Here is a 22,825-nt window from a genome sequence, read left to right on the forward strand (position 1 = left end):
CTCTCGGCAGGTGCCTGCGATGGCATGGACCGGCAGTCCGGCGAGATCACCAGCATGGCCGGTGCGGTGGAGGAGTTCAGCGCAACGTCAGCGAATATCGCCGACAGCATGGGCAATACCGAGCGCATGGCCCGGGACAACGCCCAGCAGACGCGGATCGGCCGTGCCTCGATGGACGAGGCTTCGACCTCGTTGCAGCAGATCGCCGAATCCCTGGGCGATACCGCCAGGGTCATCGATATCCTCGGTGCCCGTTCCCAGGACATCGGCGGCATCGTCGGCACCATCACTTCGATTGCCGAGCAGACCAACCTGCTCGCGCTCAATGCTGCCATCGAAGCGGCTCGGGCCGGAGAGCAAGGGCGCGGCTTTGCGGTGGTTGCCGATGAGGTCCGGCACCTGGCCGCACGGACGCGCCAGGCCACGGATGAAATTTCCTCGATGATCGACAGCGTGCAGCAGCAGACCGGGCACGCCATCAGCACCATGGAACAGGGCAACCGCCTGATGCGCGAAGGGCTGGAGCGCAATGCCCGGGTCGCGGAAGCGCTGGCAAGGATCGATGAGCAGAGCCGCAGTGCCGGGGAACAGTTTGCCGTGATCACCACCGCGACCCAGGAGCAGAGCGCTACTGCGACGGTGCTGAGCAGCAATCTGCAAAGCATTGCCTCGACCAACCATGACCAGCGAGAAGTGGCGAACGATCTCGCCACCACGGCACGCCAACTGGAAGGGCTGGCGGGACAGTTGCGCCAGGAGGTGGACCGCTTCCGCGTCCGCCACTGACCCATCGAACACCGCAAAACCCTGTGGGAGCGGGTTCACCCGCGATTACGGCAATGAATTCACCGACGTAATCGCGGGTGAACCCGCTCCCACAGGTGTCCGCGTCGTGTTTCAGAGGGTTGGAAGGGTCAGGGCTTTGAGGCAGGCCTCGATAGAGCGCTTTTCGCTCTCGGCATACAACGCCAGTTCATCCTGCACCGCCATGCCCAGCGCCTGCTCGAACGCCTCCCGGTTGGCATTGCTGCCATAGTCCGCCTGCCCGTCATCGCCCAGGTTGGACTGGAAGATCCCCGCCGCACTGACCGGCAGGAAGTCCTCGTAGACCAACGCTTCGAAGTGGACATGCCCCGCCTCGATCAGCTCCTCCAGCGTGCCCGGGCGCTCCTTCGACGCCAGCCCTTTCTCGGTCGGGAAGTAGCGGAAATACGCCAGCCCCTGCTCGCGCATCTGCCGCAGATCATCCGGAAATGCCTGGAACGTCTCGGCCAGCAGGCTCATGTAGCGATCGGCATTGCTCTCTGCCGGCGCTCCGCCCAGGGCCTCGCGGGTGGCGTCCAGCAACTGGTCATAGAGTTGCCGCCCCTTGGGCGTCAGCGCCGCGCCGCGCTGTTCGATCTCGCCAAAGCGCGCGGTATGGCTGCCTTCGGCATCGCGGAAAGCAATGGCCTCCTGCAAGGCCTTGAAGCTGGTCTGGCGCAACAGGATCGGATGCCGGCGGCGCGGCGGCCCTTCGATCACCGCCTTGGGCGGGATGCCGTGGGCCGGCATGCCCAGCTGGATCGCGTCGATATCCAGGGTGCGCGGGGTCAGGTGATTGATGTGCGGCCCCTTGAAGGCCACCACGTCGGCGATCAGACGGTGCTGGTCATGCAATTGCCGGTATTGTTGCGCCGTGACCGTGGCTTCGTGATGCCAGCGGAAGGTATGCAGGGCTTCTTCGACGAACGCCTGGGCATCGGCTTCGTTCAGGCCGCCCTCGCGCTCGCTTCGTTCGATCAGTTGCACGACGCGCGGGGTGAAGATCTCGCGCTTTTCCAGGATAGACCCGGCCAGTTCCCGCAGGGCCGGATCCTCGATCAGCTCCAGGCGCAGCAGTGACGTGAAGACCCGGAACGGACTGGTATGCAACGACTGCTCGTGCACCGGACGAAACGCGGTGGAGTGCACCGGCACCCCGGCACTGCTGAGGTCGTAGTAACCCACCGGATGCATGCCCATCACCGCGAACAGGCGGCCGATGGTCGCCAGCTCCGCTGCCGTGCCGACGCGGATGGCGCCGTGGCGTTCCTGGTCGAGACGCTCGATCTCGCCGGTCCAGCGCAACGCTTCGGCAACTTCCGGCCGCATCTCCAGCACCTGCCGATTGACCTCGCTCACCAGCTTCAACAGCGTGCCGTAGAGCGGAACCTCCTCCTTGTACATTGACGACATGGCGGCGGAGAACCGCGCACGGATATGGTCCGGGCTGACGAAATCTTCTGCGGGCATCGCGGGCTTCCTGATGAGTGGATCGAGGCCTGTACATGAAAGCGAGGAATGCTGATCGACTTCAAGCGAAAAAAAGTCGAGCAGTCATTCCTTGGATTCTTGATTTTCGGCGGCCACCTGTCCGCTGATCCAGTCCACCAGGCAGCGCACCTTGGGTACCTCGGCGGCGTGTTCGGAAAAGGCGAGGAAATGCGCGCCGTTGCTGCGCATGCGATGCGCCCAGGGCACCACCAGCTTGCCCTCGGCGATATCGGCCTCGGCCAGGTAACCCGGAACCAGCGCCACGCCGCAGCCGGCCTGGGCTGCGCTCAGGCACATATGAAAGGTGTCGAAGCGCGGTCCGTGATAGCTGTTCGGCGAATGCAGGCCCTGTTCGAGGAACCATTCGTGCCAGGCTTCCGGGCGGGTGGTGCTTTGCAGCAGGACGAAACCGGACAGCTCGCTGGCGTCCTCCAGGCTGCGCCCCTGCAACAGGTCCGGCGCGCACACCGGCAGCACCTCCTCGCCGAACAGCTCGATGCAGGTCGCCCCCGGCCAGGTACCCTGGCCGTAGAAGAACACCACGTCGGCCTTGGCCTGGAGCAGGGAAAACGGCTCCATCTCGTTGCGGATATCCAAATGGATATTCGGATAGCGCTTGCCGAAGCCCTTCAGGTGCGGAATCAGCCAGCGCACGCCGAAGCTGGGCTGGGTGGCGACCTTGAGCACTTCGGTCTGCTCGCCGTAGGACATGATGTAGCGGCTGGACATATCCACCTGGGTGAGGATCTTGTTCACCTCGGCCAGATAAAGCGCGCCGGCCGGCGTCAGTTGCAGGCGGCGGCGAATGCGCAGGAACAGGTGATGGCGCAGCATGTCCTCCAGTTGCGCCACCTGCTTGCTCACTGCGCTCTGGGTGAGGTGCAGCTCCTCGGCTGCGCGGGTGAAGCTCAAATGCCGGGCGGCGGCTTCGAAGCATTGCAGGGCGGCCATCGACGGCACCAGGCGCTTGGACATTACGGTAGCTCCAGGTCATTACCTGACGGAATGATGTGCGGAATAAAGGTCGTTTGTGGCGCTAGAGTGATCGGATTAATACTGACCCTCAACCACGATTACAACCTTTCACCGCCTTGCAGGAGAACAAAATGGTTGATGGACTGCTTGACCGCCTGGGTGTCCCGGCCAGTGCCTACACCAAGGGCAACCATCCCGTTCATACCCCGATCGACGGTAGCCTGATCGCGTCGGTGCACCTGGAGCCGGCGGCGTCCGTGGGCGCGAAGATCGCCCAGGCACAGCAGGCCTTCGAAGCCTGGCGCAATGTCCCGGCGCCACGCCGTGGCGAGCTGGTCCGGCTGTTCGGCGAAGTGCTGCGTGAACACAAGGCGGAACTGGGCGAGCTGGTGTCGGTGGAGGCCGGCAAGATCACCCAGGAAGGCCTGGGCGAAGTGCAGGAAATGATCGACATCTGCGACTTCGCCGTCGGCCTGTCGCGCCAGCTCTACGGCCTCACCATCGCCTCCGAGCGCCCTGGCCACCATATGCGCGAAAGCTGGCACCCGCTGGGCGTGGTCGGTGTCATCAGCGCCTTCAACTTCCCGGTGGCGGTGTGGGCGTGGAACACCACGCTGGCGTTGGTTTGCGGCAATGCCGTGGTGTGGAAGCCGTCCGAGAAGACGCCGTTGACGGCCCTGGCCTGCCAGGCGCTGTTCGAGAAAGCGCTGGGCAGGTTTGGCGATGCGCCTGCGGGCTTGAGCCAGGTGATCATCGGGGATCGTGATGCTGGCCAGGCGCTGGTGGACGATCCGCGTGTGCCGCTGGTGAGTGCCACCGGCAGCACCCGCATGGGCCGCGAGGTCGGTCCTCGGGTCGCGGCACGCTTCGGTCGCAGCATTCTTGAGCTGGGCGGCAACAACGCCATGATCCTCGCCCCCAGCGCCGACCTCGATCTCGCCGTGCGTGCCGTGTTGTTCAGTGCCGTCGGTACGGCCGGGCAGCGTTGCACCACCCTGCGTCGGGTGATCGTGCATCGTTCGGTGAAGGACGAAGTGGTGGCGCGGGTCAAGTCCGCATACGCCAAGGTCCGCATCGGTGACCCGCGCGAGGGCAACCTGGTCGGTCCGCTGATCGACAAGGCTTCGTTCCTGTCCATGCAGGACGCGCTGGCCCGTGCCCGTGATGAAGGCGGCCAGGTCTTTGGTGGTGAGCGTCAGTTGGCCGACCAGTATCCGAATGCCTACTACGTTGCGCCGGCCATCGTGGAAATGCCGGGCCAGACCGAGGTGGTGCGCCACGAGACCTTCGCGCCGATTCTCTATGTAATGGCCTACGACGACTTCGACGAGGCCCTGCGCCTGAACAACGAAGTTCCGCAAGGCCTGTCCTCGTGCATCTTCACCACCGACCTGCGCGAGGCCGAGCGTTTCCAGAGTGCGGCGGGCAGTGACTGCGGGATCGCCAACGTCAATATCGGCACCAGTGGCGCGGAGATCGGCGGAGCCTTTGGTGGCGAGAAGGAAACCGGCGGTGGCCGTGAATCCGGATCGGACAGCTGGAAGGCCTATATGCGCCGTCAGACCAACACCGTGAACTACTCCCGGGAGTTGCCGCTGGCCCAGGGCATCGTGTTCGACTGATTCGCAAGCAAGCACACTCCTGCGGGACCGCCACGGTCCCTGTGGGAGCTGGCTTGCCAGCGATGCTTTTTCAGGTTCAGACATAACAAGATCAATACCTGCTCCGGGGACCCCACCCATGCCCGACCTGCGTCAACAATGCTTGTGGGAACACATCACCCCGCCGGCGGCCCCCGCTTCGGTTCTCAGCACCGATGCGGTCGCGGACGTTTGCATCATCGGCGGCGGCATCACCGGCCTTTGCGCCGCCCTGCACTTGCTGGAGCAGGGCAAGTCGGTGGTGGTGCTGGAGGCCCGTGACATCGGACACGGCGGCTCCGGCCGCAACGTCGGCCTGGTCAACGCCGGCACCTGGATCCGTCCCGACGATGTCGAAGCCACCCTCGGCCTGCAGCAGGGCAGTCGCTTGAACAAGGTGCTGGGCGAGGCCCCTGCGGAAGTCTTCGCTCTGATCCAGCGCCTCGGCATCGATTGCCAGGCGCATAACGACGGCACCCTGCACATGGCGCACAACGCTACCGGTGTCGCCGACCTGCAGGCCCGCCACGCGCAATGGACCCGTCGCGGTGCCGACGTGGAACTGCTCACCGGAGCCCGCTGCGAGGATTACTGCGGCACCCGGCAGATCTCCGCCGCGCTGCTGGACCGCCGTGCCGGCACCATCAATCCAATGGCCTACACCCGCGGCCTGGCCGAAGCGGTGGAGCGCCTGGGCGGGCGCATCCACACACGCTCCCCGGTGCAAGGCCTGCAACGCAACGGCAGCCGCGGCTGGCAGGTGAAGACGGCGAAAGCCGTGGTGGAAGCCGAGAAAGTGGTCATCTCCACCGGCGCCTATACCGAAGGCGACTGGACCGATCTGCAAAAGCATTTTTTCCGCGGCTATTACTACCAGGTCGCCTCGGTACCGCTGCACGGCGCCGCCGCCGACAACGTGCTCAAGCATGGCCAGGGCTCCTGGGACACCCGCACCGTGCTCAGCAGTATCCGTCGCGACGATCAGGGCCGGTTGCTGCTGGGCAGCCTCGGCCGGGTGGACAACAAGCCGTCATGGTTCATCCGCCGCTGGGCCGACAGGATCCAGGGCCATTACTTCCCGGAACTGGGCAAGGTCGAATGGGAAATGCACTGGACCGGCTGCATCGACTTCACCCCGGACCACCTGATGCGCCTGTTCGAACCGGCACCGGGCATCGTTGCCGTCACCGGCTACAACGGCCGCGGCAACACCACCGGTACGGTGATCGGCAAGGCGTTTGCCCGTTTCCTGATGCAGGATGATCCCGCCGCGCTGCCGATCCCATTCTCGCCGATGAAGCCGGTGGCGGTACCGGCGCTGCGCACCGGCTTCTATGAAACCGGGTTCTCGCTGTATCACGCCGGGCAGTGCCTGCGGGTGGTGCTCTGAAGGCTTGCGCGGTCCAGGTAGGAGCGTCGATACCGAGGTTCAAGGCTTGCGCTGCAGCCAGTTGAGGAAGCCGCCTTTCTTGATCGCGGCGGGCTTCTGCAGCAACAGTGATTGGCTGTTCTGCTCGCGGACGCTCTGCAGCTTGCCCAGGGCGTCCTTCACTTCATGGCGCTGTTCCAGGCATTGCTTCACCTCGGCCTTGTCGATGCGGTAGAGCAGGCAACTGGTCAAGGTGCGGAACTCCGCCGCCGAGGTGGCTTCGTCCAGCAAGCCTTCGACGCCGAGTACTTCGCCCGGGCCCATGCGACCGGCTTCCAGCAGTTTTTCGCCATCATGGACCGCCGCCGACACCACGCCGGTGCCGATCACCAATACATGGTCGGAGGCCTCGTCGACGCCGAGGATCACCTGGTCCGCCGGGTATTCGACGGCGATCATGCGCTGGCTCAGGCTGTCCTTTTCCTCGCTGCTCAGGGCGCGGAAGATGCGCACGTCTTCCAGCAGGCTGCGTTGCCGGCTCCAGGGGCGGGTGTCGTTTTCCGGGTTCCAGATCACCCCGGCAGCCACCAGGTGCCGGTGGGCCAGGTCGAACATCTGGTTGCGCACGGTGGTCTTTTGGTCCATCGCCGCGACGAAGCCGCTGGCCTCGTATTCCACCGACTCCAGGGTCGACGCCTTGATCGTCGCCTTGGGCTTGGGCACTGCCAGCAGGGCGCTGCTGCCTTGCAGGGTCTTCTCCAGGGCATCGAGCACCTTGCGCGGGCGCACGCTGGCGGGAACGACCACGCTGATGGACACCCCATGCACATCGTTGGGCCGGCTGAAGTTGAGCAGCTTGGCCTTGGCCGCCACCGAATTGGGAATCACCGCCATGCTGCCGTTGCCGGTGAGCAGGCGGGTGGCGCGCCAGTCGATATCGATCACCTTGCCCTCGGTGCCGTCGATGCTGATCCAGTCATCGATCTGGTAAGGGCGGGTGGTGTTCAGGACGATGCCGGAAAACACGTCGCTCAGGGTGCTCTGCAAGGCCAGGCCGATGACGATGGCCATCACGCCCGAGGTTGCCAGCAGGCCTTTGACCGGTAGCTGCATCACGTAGGCGGCTGCGGCGACGATGGCAACCAGGAAGATCACCGCGCCAAGGACGTCCTGCAGCAGGCGGCCGGTATGGCCGCTGCGGGCGATCAGCATCAGGCCGATCACCACGGTCAGCGTGCGCGCGGCGAACAGCCACCAGGTGATCTCGAGGACGGTGGCGAGCAGGTTGCGGGCCAGGTCTTCGGGCCAGGGCGGCGGTTGCAGCGGGCTGATGCCGGCGCTCAGCAATACCCCGGTGAACAGCAGGAAGGCCACGACCCGCGCGGCGGTGCGCCAGTTGCGCCGCTCCACGGGGATGGCGCGCCAGAGCAGCAGGTCGAGAAGCAGGAGGAAGGCGCCGAGCAGGAGAGGGTAGGGCATGGGAGTCTCGGGAGTTGGGCCTTGGGTGGGTGTGGTGTGGCTGGTGGCCTCATCGCTGGCAAGCCAGCTCCCACAGGGACTTGCGTGCACCGTACCTGTGGGAGCTGGCTTGCCAGCGATGCGATCTCAAATGTCATTCGAAACAACAGATTTCACAATGGTCTGTGGCCGTTTTCTGTCAGACGCTTCTGAATCATACTGCGTGGCCTGTTGCTCTGTTGCGCCTCTGCGGAGGGGTGCTTAGGCTCCGACGGTCACTGATTTCTGGTGACAGGGTGTCGCAGCCCAGAGCATAGCCAGAACCTCATTTCAGCATTCGATCAATGTCGTTCGATTGTCCTGTCATGGCGGTTGTGCGCGGGGCACCTTCGGGTGCACCGGTTCCTATGCCCGGTCTGCGAACCCGCGTACAGCTGCCACCCATTCGTTTCGCAGCGCTATGGCGGCGGCTTTTTTGCCTATCCGCATAGGAGTTGCACCATGAAAAAGCCGGTCCCCGATCCACCGCCCTTCGACTTTTCCCGTTTCAAAACCAGCGGCACGCCATTTGGCCCTCACGATTTCAGCGGCAAGTGCATGTTCAACGTCAGCGAGGAAATCTGCGCCGAAGACGCGCTGGTCCACGCCTGTCTGTTGCTCAGCTGCTTGCGGGCGTCTGCCTGCGATGCCGCTGAGCACCTCACCGCCAACGATCACGCCCTGGTCGTCGGTATCGCTCAGCAAGCGGAGATGGCCAAGGCGCTGGTGGATTCGGTGTTGGCGGGGTTTGTTGATAGTGGCAGAAGGGAGTAGCGTTGGCATATCCCATTGACATATCCCAAATGGTCTCTACCATGGGATATGCATTTATATTCCGCGAGGTGATTCATGGAACAAGGTGCCGTTTTTCAGAGCAATCGCAGCCAAGCCATAAGGTTACCCAAGGCTGTCGCTCTTCCGGATGATGTGAAGCGCGTCGATGTTGTAGCCCTCGGACGTACCAGGATCATCACGCCGGCTGGCGAATCCTGGGATAGCTGGTTCGAGAGCGAGGGCGTAACCGCAGATTTCATGGCAGACCGTGAGCAACCGGAAGATCAGGAGCGAGAGGCGTTCTGATGCTCAAGTTCATGCTCGATACCAACATCTGCATTTTCACTATCAAGAACCGCCCCTATGAGGTGCGGGAAACCTTCAAGCGCCATCATGGACAGATGTGTATAAGCACTGTGACCTTGATGGAGTTGGTATATGGTGCCGAGAAGTCCTCGAATCCGGAGCGCAACCTTGCTGATGTTGAAGGATTTGCTGCTCGTCTGGAGGTGCTCAAATACGACCATGAGGCAGCTGCCCATACAGGGCAGTTGCGTGCGGAGCTTGCCCGGCTTGGCAAGCAGATAGGCCCTTATGATCAGATGATTGCCGGACATGCCCGCTCCCAAGGGCTGATCGTCGTATCCAACAACCGCCGCGAATTCGACCGAGTGCCGGGCTTGAGGGTCGAGGACTGGGTACCTACTCCCACGGTCTGACAGCGCCAAGCAACAGCCCTCATTCCTGCCCCGCCGGCCGATACTGCAACGCCTCCGCCAGATGCTCCCGCCGGATATCCTCGACCTCTTCAAGATCGGCCAACGTTCGTGCCACCTTGAGCAACCGATGCGCTGCCCGCAGCGACAGGGTCAGGCGTTCGCAGGCATGTTCCAGCCATCGCTCGTCCTCCGTGGCTAACCTGCAGTGCCGGCGCAAGCCGGGCAGGTCGAGGAAGGCATTGGCGCAGCCTTGCCGTTGCTGCTGGCGCTCACGGGTGATGGCCACCTGGCGGGCGACGGTGGCGCTGTCGGGGCCGTCTTCGCTGCCGGGAGAGAGCGCCGTGGCTTCACGGGCGACGGTAAGATGCAGGTCGATCCGGTCCAGCAGCGGGCCGGACAGCTTGTTGCGATAGCGCTGCACCAGTTCGCTGCTGCAGCGGCAGCGACCGGTGGGGTCGCCGAGATAGCCACAGGGGCAGGGGTTCATTGCTGCAACGAGCTGGAAGCGGGCGGGGAAGCGCACCCGGTCCCGCGCCCGGGCGACCACGATCTCGCCTGACTCCAGTGGCTCGCGGAGCACCTCCAGCACGCGACGCTCGAACTCGGGTAGTTCATCGAGGAACAGCACGCCGTGGTGGGCCAGGGTGATTTCGCCGGGCGTCGGACGTGACCCTCCTCCGACCAATGCAGGCCCGGAAGCAGAGTGATGGGGATGTCGAAAAGGCCTTTGTGGCCAGCAGTCCAGCGGCTTCGGACTCGCAACCGATTGAATCGCCGCAACCTCCAGCGCTTCGCGTTCATCCAGCGGCGGAAGCAGCCCGGGCAGGCGGCTGGCAAGCAGGGTTTTTCCCGTTCCGGGCGGCCCCGTGAACAGCAGGTTGTGCGCCCCCGCCGCAGCCACCAGCAGCGCTCGCTTCGCTGCCAACTGTCCCTGCACCTCGCTCAGGTCCGGGTAGGGCCGGGGATTGAGCAACAGCCCGTTAGGCTGGTACGGCATCAACGGCTGTTGCCCGCTGAAATGCCCGACCAGTTCCAGCAGATTATCCGCCGCATACACCTCCAGCCCCGACGCCATGCAGGCTTCCTCGGCATTCGCCTTCGGCACCACCAGCGCCCGCCCGGCATCGCGGGCAGCGAGTGCCGCAGGCAGCACGCCTTGCACCGGCCGGACCGCCCCGGACAACGCCAGTTCGCCGAGACACTCCACCTTGTCCAGCGCCGCCTGGGTGAATTGTCCATTCGCCGCCAGCAAGCCCAGCGCAATTGCCAGGTCGAAACGCCCGCCGTCCTTCGGCAGATCGGCAGGCGCGAGGTTGAGGGTGATCCGCCTCTGGGGAAATTCCAGCCGGGAATTGACGATCGCGCTGCGTACCCGGTCCTTGCTTTCCTTGACCGTGGCTTCGGGCAGTCCGACCAGGGTCAGGGTCGGCAAACCGTTGGCGAGATGGGCTTCGATAAGAACCGGCGGCGCCAGCACCCCCACCTGGGCGCGGCTGTGGACGATGGCGAGGGACATGAACGCTCCATGATCGATGCGGGGCCGCGTCGTGCGGTTTTGCAAGGATAGTGGTGGGTTCGGAGGCGGGTTGGGGGAGATTACTTCCTGGTGTGTCCGGAGGGTGGGCAGTAAAAACTCGATGATCGCTTAATACCCAGAATGAATGCTATACAAGTCATATGCTAGCCTTCAGCCAGAAATGTCTTGTATACGGTGCAAAAATGGAAGCCATCGGCCGGACCATCAAGAACCTCCGCAAACAGAAAGGTCTTTCGCAGTCAGAACTGGCAAGCCAGTTGGGCATGAGCCGCTCGACCATCTCCGGGATCGAAAACAATACCGTGCCCGAGATTGGTATTCGCAAGGTCGAGGCCATCCTCAACATGCTTGGATATACCCTGACGGCTGTCGCCCAGCGCCGGCGACCAACGCTGGACCAGCTGAAAGAGGCCAACTTCCATGAGCAATGAAGCCTTGAACGTGGCGGTAAGAGGCTTGGATGTCGGCAGCCTGGCGCGCGCGGACTCTACACCGGGCGCCACGTCCTTCAGATATCGCGATTCGGCGGCCGAAGGCCAGGCGGTGTCATTGACGATGCCAGTACGCCGGGATGACTACCTTTGGGAGCGCGGTCTGCATCCCATCTTCGAGATGAACCTGCCCGAGGGCTTTCTCAGAAGCCGACTGCAGCAGATGTTCGCCAAGGTCATCCATGGCTTCGACGATCTCGATCTGCTGGGCATCGTAGGCCCTCACCAGTTGGGGCGAGTGATCGTGGGAGGTCATTCGGAAGGCTCGATGCCGGGCACCTCCATCAATGAGCTGCTTGTCCATGATGGTGCGCAGGGGCTGTTCGAGGATCTGCTTTCCAGATATGCCAAGTATTCAGGCGTTTCCGGGGTGCAGCCGAAGGTGCTTGTGCGCGACGAGGATGTCGAAGGCGTCGAGCGGGTTACGCACCGGGGAGCGACGCACATCGTCAAGGCCTGGCGCGATGAGGATTACCCTGAGTTGGCCGCGAATGAGTTCTTCTGCATGCGAGCCGCCAAGCTGGCTGGTTTGGAGGTGCCCGGATTTCAATTGAGCAACGGCGGCAAGTTTCTGATCGTCGAGCGATTCGATATCGGCGAGCAGGGCTATCTGGGCCTTGAAGACTTCTGCGTGCTCAACGGCTGGGGCGCCAACCGCAAGTACGATGGCAGCTATGAAGGTGGCGTGCGGCAGATTAATACATGGGTCGAGCCATCGCTGCGTCAGGCGGCATTGCTGCAGTATTTTCGTTGTGTGGCCCTGTCGGCGGCGGTGCAAGGCGGCGACGCTCACATGAAGAACTTCGCGCTCATGTACGACAGCACCAGCGAGGACGCCGTGATCAAGCTGGCCCCTGCCTATGACATCGTCACCACCACGCCCTACAGCCCGCAGGACATGATGGCGCTGATGATGGAAGGGAGTAAGGCCTTTCCAAAGCATAAGCGGCTGGCTCAGTTCGGACGCGTGACGTGCGGGTTTTCCGAGCGGATCGTTGAACAGACCCTGCAGCAGATCGCCGACGGTATCAGCGATGCTCGAAAGGAAATGCTCGAGTACCTCGGGCAGAACCCGCAATTCGAACTGATCGGCACCAGGATGCTGGATGCCTGGAATATTGGTGTGGCCCGCAGCTTGATGTCGGAGAAGCGGGCCAAGGTCTTTGATAAGGTTAAAAAGTGATGGAGAGGTAATCGCGGGTAAACCCCCCCACAGGGTTCGCGCCGCATCAATGGATTTGTACAGCCTGGAGTTGCATCGTATAGGAGTCATTTTGCGGTCTTTACTACGAAATGCCTTCTATACGATGCAGTTGGCAGGGCCGTTCTCACCCCGCTTGCACCTCAACCGTCAAATGCCGCACCTCATGCACCGGTACCAACCGCTGCCGGATACTCGCCAGGTCCACCCCGGCCTTGCCCACCACGCTGACAATCGCCGCATGCGCCTCAGGCCCGACCCGCCAGACGTGCAGGTCGGTAATCCGCGCATCCCCTGGCTTCTCCACCAGCTCGCGAATCTCTTCGGCGACATGCTCGTCCGTCTGGTCCAGCAGCACTCCGGCCGTGACTTTCATCAAGCTCCATGACCAGCGTGCAATCACCAGCGCACCGACAATCCCCATCAGCGGATCCAGCCACACCCAGCCCAGGAACCGCCCTGCCAGCAGCGCGGCGATCGCCAGCACTGACGTCAGCGCATCGGCGATTACATGCAGGTAGGCCGAACGCAGGTTGTTGTCGTGGTGATGAGGGTGGTCGTGGCCATGCTCATGATGATGGTCGTGAGTGTGGCCATGCCCGAGGAGCAGCGCACTGGCGATATTGACCAGCAACCCGATCACGGCGATGAAGATCGCCATGTCGAACTGCACCTCGCCCGGCTGGAACAGGCGGATGGTCGATTCGACGCCGACGCTGAGCGCCACGATGCCGAGGATCAGCGCCGAAGCGAAGCCACCCAGGTCGCCGACCTTGCCGGTACCGAAGCTGTAGCGGGAACTGCCCGCATGCCGCCGCGCGTAGGCATAGGCCGCCGCCGCGATACCCAGCGCCCCGGCATGGGTCGCCATATGGAAACCGTCGGCCAGCAAGGCCATGGAGCCGGTGATGTAGCCGGCGGCGATTTCGGCCGCCATCATCACCAGGGTGAGAATCACCACCCACAAGGTGCGGCGAGCGTTCTGGTCATGGGCGGAGCCGAGGAACTGATGGTCGTGCGTGTGCTCGGTCATGACGGTGCTCACTTCGAATAGCGGCGGATGGCTTCGAGCAGTTCTTCCACGCCCCGGGCGCGCTCTTCGTCGCTTAGCTCGGGGTTGGCGACGTGCTCGCGGGCGTGGTCTTCGATGATCTCCTCCAGCAGCCCGTTCATGGCGCCGCGGGTGGCCGCCACCAAGTGCAGGGTCTTGCCGCAGTCGGCACCTTCTTCCAGGGCCTTTTCCACCGCCTGCAGCTGGCCGGCGATACGCTTCACGCGCTTGAGCAGCGCGTCCTTTTTCACGTGGGTGTGTGACATGGCTATACCCCCCCTGCCTATCGGATGGGGCGCAGCATTGCATACCCCCTCCCCCTATACAAGCGACAGGCGAACGAAGGCCGGGACGAGCAGCGGAAAAGGCAGGAGGGTTGGCCGCAAGACCAGCGCAGGGGCGCGCCGGTCGGCAACCGGGAACATCACTCGCTGGTGATGGGATTCAGGCGGGCTTCGAGTGCTTCGACCTTGGCTTCCAGCGCTTCGAGGCGGGCGCGGGTACGGGCCAGGACGACCATCTGGCTGTCGAATTCTTCACGGCTGACCAGGTCGAGCTTGCTGAAGCCGCTTTGCAGCAGCGCCTTGAACTGGCTCTCCAGCTCGCTGCGCGGTTGCGTGGGGTCATTGCTGAACAGGCGCGAGGCCTGGTCGCTCAGGGCATCGAGAAAGGCTTTGGGCGCGAGCATGTCGGACGCTCCTGTTTCGAAAAGAGGGCGGGCAGTGTAGCACGGGCGATTGGCCACCTCTCACTGCACGCTTTTTGAACATGTCTCGCCGATGTTGCGCACCGTTGTAGTGCGCCCATTTGTCTGCTGGCTACTGGCCAAGACGGGATATTCCCCCCAAGTCGTTGTAATCCGGAGGTTTCCCTGACATGGCACTGTTTCTGCTAAGACCATCGTGACCCATGCACTGATGCAGTCCCAGGACGAGGCAGTGCTCAGGCGGAGCGATGACACGAAGTTTGTTGCCTGGTGCCGGTTTCGCCAGTCAGCCCTACGGATTAAAGGCTGACGAAACGTTACAAAGCCCAGGCACTGCGCTTAGACTTGAGTCGGGTTTGTTTTCCTGGGGCAAGTCCACCTATTCGGGAGAGAGTTTCATGAAGCTAGTCACTGCCATCATCAAGCCGTTCAAACTGGACGATGTGCGCGAGTCGCTGTCCGAAATCGGCGTGCAGGGCATCACTGTCACTGAAGTCAAAGGCTTCGGTCGGCAGAAGGGTCACACCGAGCTGTACCGCGGCGCGGAGTACGTGGTCGACTTCCTGCCCAAGGTCAAGATCGACGTCGCCATCGACGACAAGGATCTGGACCGGGTCATCGAAGCCATCACCAAGGCCGCCAACACCGGCAAGATCGGTGACGGCAAGATTTTCGTGGTGAATCTGGAACAGGCTATCCGCATCCGTACCGGCGAAACCGATACCGACGCGATCTAACAAAAGCCGCCCCAAACCCAACGCCCCAGGAGAAAACAACATGACTCTGCGTAAATTCGCAGGGCTAGGAGCCCTTTTGTCCCTCGTAATGCCAGCTGTCGCGCTGGCCGAGGAAACCGCTGCGGCCACTGCGGCTCCTGCGCTCAATTCCGGCGATACCGCCTGGATGCTGACTGCCACTGCCCTCGTGCTGTTCATGACCATCCCCGGCCTGGCGCTGTTCTACGGCGGCATGGTGCGTTCGAAGAACGTGCTGTCGGTGATGATGCAATGCTTCGCCATCACCGGCCTGATCAGCGTGCTGTGGGTCGTCTTCGGCTACAGCCTGGCCTTCGATACCACCGGTATGGAACAAGGCGTCACCAACTTCAATTCCTTCGTCGGCGGCCTTTCCAAGGCCTTCCTCGCCGGCGTGACCCCGCAAAGCCTGACGGCGGCCTTCCCGGAAGCGGTCTTCGTGGTCTTCCAGATGACCTTCGCGATCATCACCCCGGCGTTGATCGTCGGTGCATTCGCCGAGCGCATGAAGTTCTCCGCGATGCTGGTGTTCATGGGCGTCTGGTTCACCCTGGTCTATGCGCCAATCGCGCACATGGTCTGGGCCGGTAACGGCGGCCTGATGTGGGACTGGGGCGTGCTGGACTTCGCAGGCGGCACCGTGGTGCACATCAACGCCGGTATCGCTGGCTTGGTGGCGTGCCTGGTACTTGGCAAGCGCAAAGGCTTCCCGACCACCCCGATGGCTCCGCACAACCTGGGCTACACCCTGGTCGGCGCGGCGATGCTGTGGGTCGGCTGGTTCGGCTTCAACGCCGGTTCCGCTGCGGCTGCCAACGGCACTGCCGGCATGGCCATGCTGGTGACCCAGGTCGCCACTGCCGCCGCTGCGCTGGGCTGGATGTTCGCCGAATGGATCACTCACGGCAAACCAAGCGCCCTGGGCATCGCTTCGGGTGTGGTTGCCGGCCTGGTTGCCATTACCCCTGCCGCCGGCACTGCCGGCCCGATGGGCGGCCTGGTGATCGGCCTGGTATCCGGCGTGGTCTGCTTCTTCTGCGCCACCAGCCTGAAACGCAAGCTGGGCTATGACGACTCGCTGGATGCCTTCGGTGTGCACGGCGTCGGCGGTATCGTCGGTGCAATCCTTACCGGTGTGTTCGCCGCACCGGCCCTGGGCGGCTTCGGCACCGTGACCGACATCGGCGCGCAAGTCTGGATCCAGGCCAAGGGCGTCGGCTTCACCGTGATCTACACCGCCATCGTCACCTACGTGATCCTGAAAGTGCTGGATGTAGTGATGGGCCTGCGTGTGAACGAAGAAGAAGAGTCGGTCGGCCTCGACCTGGCTCAACACAACGAGCGTGGCTACAACCTGTAACCCGCCGAGAAAAAAACTTGCCCGGCTTGCCGGGCATTTTTTTGTCCCGGATTTGCTCTGCGCACGGCAGGCAAACGGTTTTTCGCTGCAGGTTCATTCTTGTTGCAAAGGCTGTCCGATTGTCAGCGGAAAACTTACAGTCTGCGGGGCGTTTTAGGCACTTTGCTTTTTCATCCGGCACGCTAGAATGCGCGCCGTGGGGTGATGGTGGCCTGTTCACACACTTCATGGCCCTTTGCTAGGCTTGCTGTTGAGCGAGCCGATCGGCGGGGACGAAACCGGGGTTATTTGAACCGGCAGCTCTTTATTTGGTCAGGCTCTGAAGGGCCTGCACAGCGTTCGCCAGCGGTAGCGGCGGGCGTTGTCGATCATGGGCAACACGTGATCGATGATCTTTCTCCAGCAGTCGTAAACCTCTACGGCGACTGGTCTATAACTAATCTGCTTTTCGCAAGTCATGAGGTAGAACATGAGCGACGACGATCTGGAAAATGACGACCTCGAAGTAGGCGATGAAGACGAGGGCGATGAAGGCCTCGAAGCGGCGGCCGATGACGTAGCCGAAGACGCTGGCGACGATAGCCCGGCCCCTGCGGCCAAGGGCAAATCCAAGGCAGCGGTCTCGGTCGACGAGATGCCGAGCATGGAAGCCAAGCAGAAGGAGCGCGACGCGCTTGCCCGTGCCATGGAAGAGTTCCTGGCGCGCGGTGGCAAGGTGCAGGAAGTCGAGGCCAACGTGGTCGCCGATCCGCCCAAGAAGCCTGACAACAAATACGGCAGTCGTCCTATCTGAGACCGTCGTAACGAAAAGCCCGCCATTACACAGCGGGCTTTTTTGTGTCTGCCCGAGGGGCAACGCGGACCCTGTGGGAGCGGGTTTACCCGCGATTGCGGTAGTGAATTTACCGACGCAATCGCGGGTGAACCCGCTCCCACAAGGTCAATGCAAGGCCGCTCTTTCAGCGCCAGCGGGCGAGGACATCCGGTAGTTGCGACAGACGCTGGATTTCCGCATCCGGCTTGCCATCCGCTTCCCACGCCTTGCCCTGCGGGTTGAACCACACCGCTCGCAGGCCGGCGCGCTGGGCCCCGGCAATGTCATCGCCGGGATGATCGCCGATATGCACGGCCGCCCCGGCAGCCGCCTCACCCTGGCGCAGCGCTTCGAGAAACGGCGCCGGATCCGGCTTGCCGATCCCCAGGTCCTCGGCGCAGAGCGCAAACTTGAAGTAATCCGCCAGGCCCAGGCGCCGCACGTCGGCGTTGCCGTTGGTGACCACGCCGAGGGTGTAGTGGCGACGCAGCAGTTCCAGCACCGGCTGCACCTCGGGGAAGATTTCGATCTGATGGCGTGCGTGCAGGAACACTTCGAAGCCTTCGTTGGCCAGCTCGCGGGCCTTGTGCTCGCTGTAGCCCACCTCTTCCAGCGCATGGAACAGCACGCGCCGGCGCAGGGCGCTGATGCGGTGCCTGAGGCCTGGCTCGGCCTGCACCACCCGCTCGCGAATGGCGTACAGGTGTTCCACCGGCACTGCGCCGAGGCTTGGTGCATTGGCGGCCAGCCAGTCGCGCAGAACCGCTTCGGCACTGACGATCACCGGCGCGGTATCCCACAGGGTGTCGTCAAGGTCGAAGGTAATCAGCTGGATACTCATGAGTCGTCGCCCTTACTGCGTTTGGCACGAGGATGCGCGCTGTCGTAGACCGCGGCAAGGTGCTGGAAATCGAGGTGGGTGTAGATCTGGGTAGTCTTGATGTCGGCGTGGCCGAGCATCTCCTGGACGGCACGCAGGTCCTGGGATGATTCCAGCAGGTGGCTGGCGAAGGAGTGCCGGAGCATATGCGGATGCAGGTTCTGGCCCAGCTCCCGCTCACCGGCGGCCTTCACCCTTAGCTGGATGGCCCGCGGCCCCAGGCGCCGGCCCTGCTGGCTGACGAAGACGGCACTGTCCTTGGGGTTGCTCAGCGCGCGCAGGGCCAACCAGTGTTCCAGTGCCTCGCGAGCCTTGCGCCCCACCGGCAGGACACGGGTCTTGCTGCCCTTGCCGTGCACCTGGACCAGCCCTGCCGGCAGGTCGAGCTGCTCCAGGTCGAGGCTGGTCAGCTCCGACAAGCGCAGGCCCGAGGAATAGAACAACTCCAGGATCGCCTGGTCGCGGCGGGCGAGGAAGTCGTCTTCGACACCGCCTTCCAGCAGTTGCAGGGCCCGGTCTGTATCCAGCGTGCGCGGCAGGCGCCGCTCGCCCTTGGGCGCAGATAGCCCGTTGGCCGGGTCGTGCTCGCAGAGGCCCTCGCGGTTGAGGTATCGGTAGAAACCGCGCACCGCTGAAAGCAGGCGGGCCAGGCTGCGGGAGGACTGGCCCTGATGGTGCCGGCGCGCGATGAACTGACGCAGATGCTGGATCTGCAAGGTTTTCCACTCGGTGATACCCACCGTGGCGCAGAAGGCCAGGACGCTGTCGAGGTCGCGTCGGTAGGCCAGCCGGGTGTGCTCCGACATCTGCCGCTCGCTGCGCAGATGGTTGCAGAACGCCTCCAGCTGGCGTTCCATTCAGCGTACCGGGCGCAGAGTCTGGGTCAGGCGTGGTACGACGCGACCGAGCACTTCGGCGATGTAGCCGAGGAACAGGGTTCCGACGGTGCTCTTGTAGTGGTGCGGATCGCGGCTGCCGATCGCCAGGACGCCGTGCAGTCCCTGGTTTTCCAGGGCCGCCACCGCGCTGGAGCCGACTTCCTTGCGCTGTGCCTCGCCAAACAGGAAGTCCAGCTCGTGGTCGCGCAGGTTGCCGCTCACGGTCTTGCCGCCACACAGCAAGCCGCCGATAGCCTGCTGGGCTTCGCTGGCCGGAACCCAGCGGCCTACCGGCGCGGCATTTTCGCCGAACAGGATGAGGCTGACGAAGGGCACCTGGAAGTCCTGGCGCAGCCGGTCTTCCACGGCCATGACCACGGTTTCCAGGCTGTCGGCGTCGAGCAGGTCGAGAATCAGGCGGCGGGTCTTCTCGAACAACCGGTCGTTGTCGCGGGCGACATCCATCAGGTGCGAAAGACGGTGGCGCATTTCGATGTTGCGGTCGCGCAGCAGCTTGAGCTGGCGTTCCACCAGTGAGACGCTGTCGCCGCGCTGGTGGGGAATCTGCAGTTCGAGCAGCAGCTCGTCATGTTCGGCAAAGAACGTGGGATGGGCGCGCAGGTAAGCGGCCACGGCCTCGGCCCCGACGTCGGGCGTGGAGCCCTCCACGAGGTTGTCGTCGGGTTCCGCGGCTGGCGCCTGGGGCTGATCGGTCATGGCTGGCACTCACTCATAGACGAACCTGTCCTTCGTAGACCCGCACCGCCGGGCCGGTCATCAGCACCGGTTTGCCCGGGCCGCCCCACTCGATGGACAGGCGTCCGCCGGGCAGGTCGATCAGCAGCGGCGAGTCCATCCAGCCCTGGCTGATGGCAGCCACTGCGGCAGCACAGGCGCCGGTACCGCAGGCCTGGGTTTCCCCGGCGCCGCGCTCCCAGACGCGCAACTGGGCGCGGTGACGGTCGACGACCTGGAGAAAACCGACGTTGACCCGCTGCGGGAAGCGCGGGTGGTTTTCGATCTGCGGGCCGAGATCGTGGACCGGTGCGTTGTTGACGTCGTCGACGCGCAATACGGCGTGGGGATTGCCCATCGAGACGGCCGCCAGCTCGACGGTCTGCCCGCCGACTTCCAGCGGATAGCTCAGGGCCTGGGCCGGCGCCTGGAACGGGATTTCCGTCGGGGCCAGGCGCGGCGGGCCCATGTCAACGCAGATCTGCCCGTCGTTGCGCACGTCCAGCTCGATGATGCCGCCCTTGGTTTCCACGCGGATGCGTTTCTTCGCGGTCAGGCGCTTGTCCAGGACGAAGCGGGCGAAGCAGCGCGCGCCGTTGCCGCATTGCTCCACTTCGGAGCCGTCGGCATTGAAGATGCGGTAGCGAAAATCCACTTCCGGGTTGCTCGGCGCCTCGACGATCAGCAGCTGGTCGAAGCCCACGCCGGTATGGCGATCGCCCCATTGCCTGGCGTGCTTGGGCAGGATGTGCGCGTGCTGGCTGACCAGGTCGAGGACCATGAAGTCGTTGCCCAGGCCGTGCATCTTGGTAAAACGCAAAAGCATCGTGTCACTCCGGCAGCAGGCTTTCGCCGGCGAACAGCTCGGCTACGGTCTCGCGGCGGCGCACTTCGAAGGCCCGGTCGCCATCGACCAGCACTTCGGCGCAGCGGCCACGGGTGTTGTAGTTGGAGCTCATGACGAAACCATAGGCGCCCGCGGAGCGAACGGCCAGCAGATCGCCTTCGGCCAGGTTCAGGGCGCGGTCCTTGGCAAGGAAGTCGCCGGTCTCGCAGATCGGCCCGACCACGTCGTAATGGCGTGGTTCGCCGGCGCGTGGTCGCACGGCGCTGATGTCCATCCAGGCCTGGTACAGCGCCGGGCGGATCAGGTCGTTCATCGCCGCGTCGACGATGGCGAAATCCTTGTGTTCGGTGTGCTTGAGGTATTCCACGCGGGTCAGCAGCACGCCGGCGTTGGCCACGATGTGCCGGCCCGGTTCGAAGACCAGGGCCAGATCGCGGTCACCGAGGCGCTCGCGCACGGCCTTGATGTAGGCGCCGGCCAAAGGCGGCTCTTCATCGCGATAGCGCACGCCGAGGCCGCCGCCGAGGTCCAGGTGCTGGAGCAGGATGCCGCAATCGCCAAGGCGATCGACCAGCATCAGGATGCGGTCGAGGGCGTCGAGGAAAGGTTCCAGCGAAGTCAGTTGCGACCCGATGTGGCAGTCCACCCCGACCACGTCCAGGCTCGGCAGCTGTGCAGCGCGGATGTAGACCTCTTCGGCATCGGCGATGGCGATGCCGAACTTGTTCTCTTTCAGGCCGGTGGAGATATACGGGTGGGTGCCGGCGTCGACATCCGGGTTGACCCGCAGCGACACCGGGGCGCGCACGCCCATTTCGGCGGCGACCTGGGCCAGGCGCTCGAGCTCTTCGGTGGACTCGACGTTGAAGCAGTGCACGCCGACCTCGAGGGCGCGGCGCATGTCTGCGCGGGTCTTGCCGACACCGGAAAAGACCACGCGGTCGGCGCGGCCGCCTGCAGCCAGGACACGCTCCAGCTCGCCGCCGGAAACAATGTCGAAGCCCGCGCCGAGGCGCGCCAGGACGTTCAGCACGCCCAGGTTGGAGTTGGCCTTGACCGCGAAGCAGACCAGGTGCGAGGTGCCCTGCAGGGCATCGGTGTAGCTACGGTACTGGGCCTCGATATGAGCGCGGGAATACACGTAGGTCGGCGTGCCGAAACGTTCGGCAAGGATCGACAGGCCTACACCTTCCGCGAACAGCTCGCCGTCGCGGTAGTTGAAAGCGTCCATCGGGTTCCCTTACTGGTGCTGGTGCGATTGCGACTTCTTGCCGTCCTTGCTGTCATCAGGAAGGTACAGCGGGCCTTTCTGGCCGCAGGCGGAGACAAGGCAGGCAACCGCGACGAGCGCCGCGAGGGAGGAAATCAGGCGCTTCATGGCGAAATCCTTTGATTTAAGCAGTATTGCGCCGGAGTATACCGAGCGTCCGGCGCCTTGCCTATGTAGCCGGCCAGCCGTCGGGCGGCACGTGCCGGGCCTGGCGTTTGTCTTTGCATTCGCGGCGCGGCGCTCGTATCTTGCCCGGCTTGCGTGTTGAGCAGACATTTTTCGAGGTTCCTGCAATGAGTTTGAGCGAAGCGCGTTTTCACGATCTGGTAGACGCGACCCAACAGGCACTGGAAGACCTGTTCGATGAGAGCGACCTGGACCTGGACATGGAAAATTCGGCCGGTGTGCTGACCGTCAAGTTCGACAACGGCGCCCAACTGATCTTCAGCCGCCAGGAGCCGCTGCGCCAGCTATGGCTGGCCGACCGCTCGGGTGGCTTCCACTTCGACTACGACGAAGAAAGCGGCAAGTGGGTCTGCGAGAAGACCGAGGAGCTGCTGGGCGAGATGCTGGAGCGCATCGTCTGGGAGCGTGCCGGCGAAAAACTCGATTTCGAAGAGATCTGAGGTGAGCAGCGAAATCCGGCCACCCAAGCCGCTGTACAGCAATGTGAGCCCGGCGGTGAAGTCGCCCTGCATCAGCACCTGCCGCCTGGATGAGGCGCGGGTGTGCATCGGCTGTTTCCGCCATGTGGAGCATATTCGCGAGTGGCGTTCGGCGGATGACCAGCGGCGGCGGGAGATTTGTGCCGAGGCGAGTGCGCGGCGGCTGGCTGCGACTGGCTCCTGAGGTTTACAGCGGCCCTGTGGGAGCGGGTTCACCCGCGATTGCTGCAGTGAGTCCACCACCGCAATCGCGGGTGAACCCGCTCCCACAGGGTCCGCGTCGTGCTTTCGAGGTCTTGAGAAATTGCTGGGCTGTGGTAGTGTCAGCCTCACGCCGGCCATTTGCCGAACATTTCAAAACCCCGC

At 63.6% G+C, this 22,825-nt stretch carries 25 protein-coding genes and 1 pseudogene; 13 read left to right on the forward strand and 13 right to left on the reverse strand.

What is annotated here, in order from left to right:
• Positions 1–54 precede the first annotated feature (54 nt).
• Positions 55–786: a methyl-accepting chemotaxis protein gene (locus tag ACPFMA_RS00680; RefSeq protein WP_425930557.1), complete on the forward strand. Its 732-nt coding sequence runs from the start codon at positions 55–57 to the stop codon at positions 784–786.
• Between the two features lie 111 nt (positions 787–897).
• Here the strand turns inward: ACPFMA_RS00680 and hglS are convergent, their stop codons facing one another.
• Together hglS and ACPFMA_RS00690 are read right to left on the reverse strand one after the other, a co-directional pair.
• Positions 898–2,274, reverse strand: a complete 1,377-nt coding sequence (hglS, locus tag ACPFMA_RS00685; protein WP_420057719.1) for a 2-oxoadipate dioxygenase/decarboxylase HglS — start codon at positions 2,272–2,274, stop codon at positions 898–900.
• 84 nt (positions 2,275–2,358) lie between these two features.
• Positions 2,359–3,270 (reverse strand): LysR family transcriptional regulator, encoded by a 912-nt coding sequence (locus tag ACPFMA_RS00690; protein WP_009395827.1) that lies wholly within the window; start codon positions 3,268–3,270, stop codon positions 2,359–2,361.
• Positions 3,271–3,401: 131 nt separating this feature from the next.
• On the opposite strand from ACPFMA_RS00690, the gene ACPFMA_RS00695 reads away from it, so the two are divergent.
• Together ACPFMA_RS00695 and ACPFMA_RS00700 are read left to right on the forward strand one after the other, a co-directional pair.
• Positions 3,402–4,892 carry an L-piperidine-6-carboxylate dehydrogenase gene (locus ACPFMA_RS00695; RefSeq protein ID WP_009395826.1) on the forward strand — a complete coding sequence of 497 codons (1,491 nt, stop codon included), beginning with the start codon at positions 3,402–3,404 and terminating at the stop codon, positions 4,890–4,892.
• A 118-nt stretch (positions 4,893–5,010) separates the two neighbouring features.
• Entirely contained in the window at positions 5,011–6,300 is a 1,290-nt protein-coding gene (locus ACPFMA_RS00700; protein ID WP_425929510.1) for an NAD(P)/FAD-dependent oxidoreductase, read from the forward strand.
• A 39-nt stretch (positions 6,301–6,339) separates the two neighbouring features.
• Here the strand turns inward: ACPFMA_RS00700 and ACPFMA_RS00705 are convergent, their stop codons facing one another.
• The gene (locus ACPFMA_RS00705) at positions 6,340–7,758 is read right to left on the reverse strand and encodes a mechanosensitive ion channel family protein (protein ID WP_009395821.1); all 1,419 of its coding nucleotides are present in this window, start codon (positions 7,756–7,758) and stop codon (positions 6,340–6,342) included.
• 480 nt (positions 7,759–8,238) lie between these two features.
• On the opposite strand from ACPFMA_RS00705, the gene ACPFMA_RS00710 reads away from it, so the two are divergent.
• From ACPFMA_RS00710 to vapC, 3 genes are all read left to right on the forward strand, one after another.
• On the forward strand, positions 8,239–8,550 hold the full coding sequence (locus ACPFMA_RS00710; protein WP_064301065.1) for a DUF6124 family protein: 312 nt from the start codon (positions 8,239–8,241) through the stop codon (positions 8,548–8,550).
• A 75-nt stretch (positions 8,551–8,625) separates the two neighbouring features.
• Positions 8,626–8,856 (forward strand): type II toxin-antitoxin system VapB family antitoxin, encoded by a 231-nt coding sequence (gene vapB / locus ACPFMA_RS00715; RefSeq protein ID WP_064301066.1) that lies wholly within the window; start codon positions 8,626–8,628, stop codon positions 8,854–8,856.
• Positions 8,856–9,269, forward strand: a complete 414-nt coding sequence (gene vapC / locus ACPFMA_RS00720; protein WP_064301067.1) for a type II toxin-antitoxin system tRNA(fMet)-specific endonuclease VapC — start codon at positions 8,856–8,858, stop codon at positions 9,267–9,269. Before vapB ends, vapC begins: the two co-directional genes overlap by 1 nt.
• Positions 9,270–9,288: 19 nt before the next feature.
• On the opposite strand, the gene ACPFMA_RS00725 is transcribed toward vapC, so the two are convergent.
• Positions 9,289–10,785, reverse strand: a complete 1,497-nt coding sequence (locus ACPFMA_RS00725) for a YifB family Mg chelatase-like AAA ATPase (RefSeq protein ID WP_420057724.1) — start codon at positions 10,783–10,785, stop codon at positions 9,289–9,291.
• A 203-nt stretch (positions 10,786–10,988) separates the two neighbouring features.
• Here ACPFMA_RS00725 and ACPFMA_RS00730 point away from each other — a divergent pair, with 203 nt between their 5' ends.
• A complete protein-coding gene (locus ACPFMA_RS00730) occupies positions 10,989–11,237 on the forward strand; it encodes a helix-turn-helix domain-containing protein (protein ID WP_009395815.1) in 249 nt (82 codons plus the stop codon).
• Positions 11,227–12,480 carry a type II toxin-antitoxin system HipA family toxin gene (locus ACPFMA_RS00735; RefSeq protein ID WP_064301069.1) on the forward strand — a complete coding sequence of 418 codons (1,254 nt, stop codon included), beginning with the start codon at positions 11,227–11,229 and terminating at the stop codon, positions 12,478–12,480. Before ACPFMA_RS00730 ends, ACPFMA_RS00735 begins: the two co-directional genes overlap by 11 nt.
• Positions 12,481–12,625: 145 nt before the next feature.
• Here ACPFMA_RS00735 and dmeF read toward each other — a convergent pair whose 3' ends face one another.
• The 3 genes from dmeF to ACPFMA_RS00750 all read right to left on the reverse strand — a co-directional run bounded on the left by dmeF (position 12,626) and on the right by ACPFMA_RS00750 (position 14,237).
• Entirely contained in the window at positions 12,626–13,531 is a 906-nt protein-coding gene (dmeF, locus tag ACPFMA_RS00740; RefSeq protein WP_420057726.1) for a CDF family Co(II)/Ni(II) efflux transporter DmeF, read from the reverse strand.
• An 8-nt stretch (positions 13,532–13,539) separates the two neighbouring features.
• Complete coding sequence (locus ACPFMA_RS00745; RefSeq protein WP_009395812.1) at positions 13,540–13,815, reverse strand: metal/formaldehyde-sensitive transcriptional repressor; 276 nt, start codon at positions 13,813–13,815, stop codon at positions 13,540–13,542.
• Positions 13,816–13,973: 158 nt separating this feature from the next.
• Positions 13,974–14,237, reverse strand: a complete 264-nt coding sequence (locus tag ACPFMA_RS00750) for an accessory factor UbiK family protein (RefSeq protein WP_009395804.1) — start codon at positions 14,235–14,237, stop codon at positions 13,974–13,976.
• A 416-nt stretch (positions 14,238–14,653) separates the two neighbouring features.
• Between ACPFMA_RS00750 and glnK the strand changes: the two genes are divergently transcribed.
• From glnK to sutA, 3 genes are all read left to right on the forward strand, one after another.
• Entirely contained in the window at positions 14,654–14,992 is a 339-nt protein-coding gene (glnK, locus tag ACPFMA_RS00755) for a P-II family nitrogen regulator (protein WP_002555808.1), read from the forward strand.
• Between the two features lie 40 nt (positions 14,993–15,032).
• Entirely contained in the window at positions 15,033–16,370 is a 1,338-nt protein-coding gene (locus ACPFMA_RS00760; RefSeq protein WP_037058946.1) for an ammonium transporter, read from the forward strand.
• A 469-nt stretch (positions 16,371–16,839) separates the two neighbouring features.
• Positions 16,840–17,163, forward strand: coding sequence for a transcriptional regulator SutA (gene sutA / locus ACPFMA_RS00765; protein ID WP_009395717.1), 324 nt, complete (start codon positions 16,840–16,842; stop codon positions 17,161–17,163).
• A 166-nt stretch (positions 17,164–17,329) separates the two neighbouring features.
• Here the strand turns inward: sutA and ACPFMA_RS00770 are convergent, their stop codons facing one another.
• From ACPFMA_RS00770 to lptM, 6 genes and pseudogenes are all read right to left on the reverse strand, one after another.
• Complete coding sequence (locus ACPFMA_RS00770) at positions 17,330–18,025, reverse strand: HAD family hydrolase (protein WP_420057741.1); 696 nt, start codon at positions 18,023–18,025, stop codon at positions 17,330–17,332.
• A complete protein-coding gene (gene xerC, locus ACPFMA_RS00775; RefSeq protein WP_420057742.1) occupies positions 18,022–18,921 on the reverse strand; it encodes a tyrosine recombinase XerC in 900 nt (299 codons plus the stop codon). Before xerC ends, ACPFMA_RS00770 begins: the two co-directional genes overlap by 4 nt.
• Positions 18,922–19,659: a DUF484 family protein gene (locus tag ACPFMA_RS00780; RefSeq protein ID WP_009395711.1), complete on the reverse strand. Its 738-nt coding sequence runs from the start codon at positions 19,657–19,659 to the stop codon at positions 18,922–18,924. It abuts the gene before it with no gap.
• 13 nt (positions 19,660–19,672) lie between these two features.
• Positions 19,673–20,503 (reverse strand): diaminopimelate epimerase, encoded by an 831-nt coding sequence (gene dapF / locus ACPFMA_RS00785; protein WP_009395709.1) that lies wholly within the window; start codon positions 20,501–20,503, stop codon positions 19,673–19,675.
• A 4-nt stretch (positions 20,504–20,507) separates the two neighbouring features.
• The gene (gene lysA / locus ACPFMA_RS00790; protein ID WP_425929511.1) at positions 20,508–21,755 is read right to left on the reverse strand and encodes a diaminopimelate decarboxylase; all 1,248 of its coding nucleotides are present in this window, start codon (positions 21,753–21,755) and stop codon (positions 20,508–20,510) included.
• Positions 21,756–21,767: 12 nt separating this feature from the next.
• Positions 21,768–21,902, reverse strand: a pseudogene (gene lptM, locus ACPFMA_RS00795) (LPS translocon maturation chaperone LptM); the annotation flags it as partial.
• A gap of 185 nt (positions 21,903–22,087) precedes the next feature.
• Here lptM and cyaY point away from each other — a divergent pair.
• Together cyaY and ACPFMA_RS00805 are read left to right on the forward strand one after the other, a co-directional pair.
• Positions 22,088–22,420, forward strand: a complete 333-nt coding sequence (gene cyaY, locus ACPFMA_RS00800; RefSeq protein WP_009395705.1) for an iron donor protein CyaY — start codon at positions 22,088–22,090, stop codon at positions 22,418–22,420.
• A 1-nt stretch (position 22,421) separates the two neighbouring features.
• Entirely contained in the window at positions 22,422–22,643 is a 222-nt protein-coding gene (locus ACPFMA_RS00805; protein ID WP_009395704.1) for a DUF1289 domain-containing protein, read from the forward strand.
• Positions 22,644–22,825: the final 182 nt, after the last annotated feature.

Origin of the sequence: Pseudomonas sp. NyZ201 (genome assembly GCF_049860765.1) — a bacterium.
Taxonomy (GTDB): Bacteria; Pseudomonadota; Gammaproteobacteria; order Pseudomonadales; family Pseudomonadaceae; genus Aquipseudomonas; species Aquipseudomonas bharatica.